The organism is Shewanella sp. SG41-4 (genome assembly GCF_014164505.1).
In the GTDB taxonomy this organism is placed as follows: Bacteria; Pseudomonadota; Gammaproteobacteria; order Enterobacterales; family Shewanellaceae; genus Shewanella.
This window is the reverse complement of sequence record NZ_JACJFI010000479.1, coordinates 1-2,032: the sequence shown is the minus strand read 5'-3', so window position 1 is coordinate 2,032 and position 2,032 is coordinate 1. Positions and strand designations below refer to the sequence as shown.

Below are 2,032 nucleotides of genomic sequence, written 5' to 3'. Positions count from 1 at the left end.
CCTAAATGTTGTTGTATTCACAAGGTGCGACCACCAAAGCGTTAATGCCTGCTGCTTTGGCGATTGGGGTAAGTCCATTAACAGCGATTGCTTCATTTGCTGCGGTGAGTGCGTTATTTGTATTACCGACTTACCCAACGTTGTTGGCTGCAGTAGAGATGGATGATACGGGCTCAACACGTATTGGTAAGGCAGTTTTTAACCACCCATTTTTGATCCCAGGCCTAGTGACCATAGTGTCGAGTGTGTTACTGGCCTTTTTGTTTGGCAGCCTAATGTTGTAAGTCACAGTAGAAACGAGAGTAGATATGTAGATAGTAGAGCAGGCTGAGTGGTTGGCATGAGAACGGCTAGTCGAGTTGATAGCCCTTGTGCTCCACATTGGCTTTAATCAAATTAATCAGCTGCAACGTAGCGTAGGTTTGTGTATCTGGATTGAGGTATAGCGATTCATTAAACACGGGCAGTATAGGTAATCCATGTTCAATCGGGTCTAGCACCTGCATTTGGTCAGTGATTCTAAATTCGGCTATTGGCGCAATCACTAAGTCATTCTCAACTGCCATGCACAAGGCTTGTGGTGATGGAGTCGACAGCAACACATTGATGGGGCGCATAGACAATTGATGGTTAGCAAACACTTGCGCTCTAATCGGGCAGTTTTCAGGGTATAAGCCCATTGGAATGCTTTTTCGTTCATGGGCATTACCTTCGACTGCCGCAACCCATTTAAAGCGACGCGTAAATAGTAGCTCGCCATTAACAGGGAGTTGCCAGTGAGTCGCCACAATCAGGTCAAATTCGCCTTGATGCAGTCGTTTGTATAAATTACCACTCACATCGGTATCGATGACTAATTCAATATTGGTAAACTCGCGAATAAATTCTAATAAGCAGCTGCTTAAGTAACACTTTATAAAATCGGTGGGTACACCAAGACGAATGACTTCACGATTTTGACAGTCTTTTAACTCATCGATTGCTTGTGAGTTAAGTTGCATCATTTTGTAGGCGTAGTTAAGCAGCGTTTCACCAGATTCGGTCAACGTGACGCCTTTGTTATCCCTAATCAGCAAAGTTTGGCCGACACTTTCTTCAAGTTTTTTAACTTGTAGGCTCAGTGTTGATTGGGTTCGGCAAATTTTATCAGCAGCTTTTGACAAGTTGCCACATTCAGCTATCGCGATAAAACTTTCAAGTAAGTCTATTTTTAACATGGGCTATTGAATAAGTTCATAGTGGTATTAGTATTACTCAATCTTGAGTATCCATAAAGCTTGCTATAGTGTAAATGTGAGCTGTTAACGCTTTATTAACCCAAATAAGATGGAGCCTGAAATGAGTAGTTGGGAACAGCGTGGCAACTATCTGATAGAAGTATCGCAACGTTGTTTAAAAGGGCATAAAACCTTTGATTTGTGCCGCTCGCATTTAGTCCAAGCCAGCCAGATATCCAAAGGCACAATTTACAATCACTTTACCTCCGAGGCCGACTTGATAGTGGCCGTTGCCAGTGCAGATTATCGCCATTGGTTAATCCAAGCCGAGCAGGACACACAGCAATATAGCGACCCTTATTTACGATTTATTTTTCATCATTGCCAGCGTTTGTACAGCATTTTATTTGAGCAAAAATTTGTGATTGCCAGAGTAATCCCCAACGAATCTGTGTTAATGCAAGCCAGTGAATATTATCGCGAACGCTTTGAAGAGGTCATCAATGAGTATTCTCAATGGAATGCACAAACCCTGACAGAAATAGGTGAGGTGGGTGGATTTAATCGTGGAGAACTACTGTGTGATTATTTGCGCGGTGCAATGATTAACAGTGATGATGCGCAAAAGCATTACAACGATGCTGAAATGTACTATCAGTTTAGTTTTGCCATGACCCAGTTAATGGGTCATTCACACAAGCGCATGCCAACGATTAAAGTATTCTTACAATGGTTAGCCGACAAGCAGACAGAAAACGCGTCAGTTGCTGGGTAATGTTCATCATCATTTTTTATCATCAAAAGATGATTTAGTA

At 42.2% G+C, this 2,032-nt stretch carries 2 protein-coding genes and 1 pseudogene; 2 read left to right on the top strand and 1 reads right to left on the bottom strand.

What is annotated here, in order from left to right; all coding sequences use genetic code 11:
• Positions 1 to 5: 5 nt before the first annotated feature.
• Positions 6 to 284, top strand: a pseudogene (locus H5202_RS21335) (C4-dicarboxylate ABC transporter); the annotation flags it as partial.
• Positions 285 to 350: 66 nt separating this feature from the next.
• On the opposite strand, the gene H5202_RS21330 reads toward H5202_RS21335, so the two are convergent.
• Complete coding sequence (locus tag H5202_RS21330; protein WP_182773819.1) at positions 351 to 1,217, bottom strand: LysR family transcriptional regulator; 867 nt, start codon at positions 1,215 to 1,217, stop codon at positions 351 to 353.
• 121 nt (positions 1,218 to 1,338) lie between these two features.
• On the opposite strand from H5202_RS21330, the gene H5202_RS21325 reads away from it, so the two are divergent.
• Positions 1,339 to 1,992: a TetR/AcrR family transcriptional regulator gene (locus H5202_RS21325; protein ID WP_182773818.1), complete on the top strand. Its 654-nt coding sequence runs from the start codon at positions 1,339 to 1,341 to the stop codon at positions 1,990 to 1,992.
• Positions 1,993 to 2,032 lie beyond the last annotated feature (40 nt).

Coding starts and splice junctions, on each gene's coding strand:
- H5202_RS21325 (WP_182773818.1), top strand. CDS start 1,339: ATGAGTAGTTGGGAACAGCGTGGCAACTATCTGATAGAAGTATCGCAA.
- H5202_RS21330 (WP_182773819.1), bottom strand. CDS start 1,217: ATGTTAAAAATAGACTTACTTGAAAGTTTTATCGCGATAGCTGAATGT.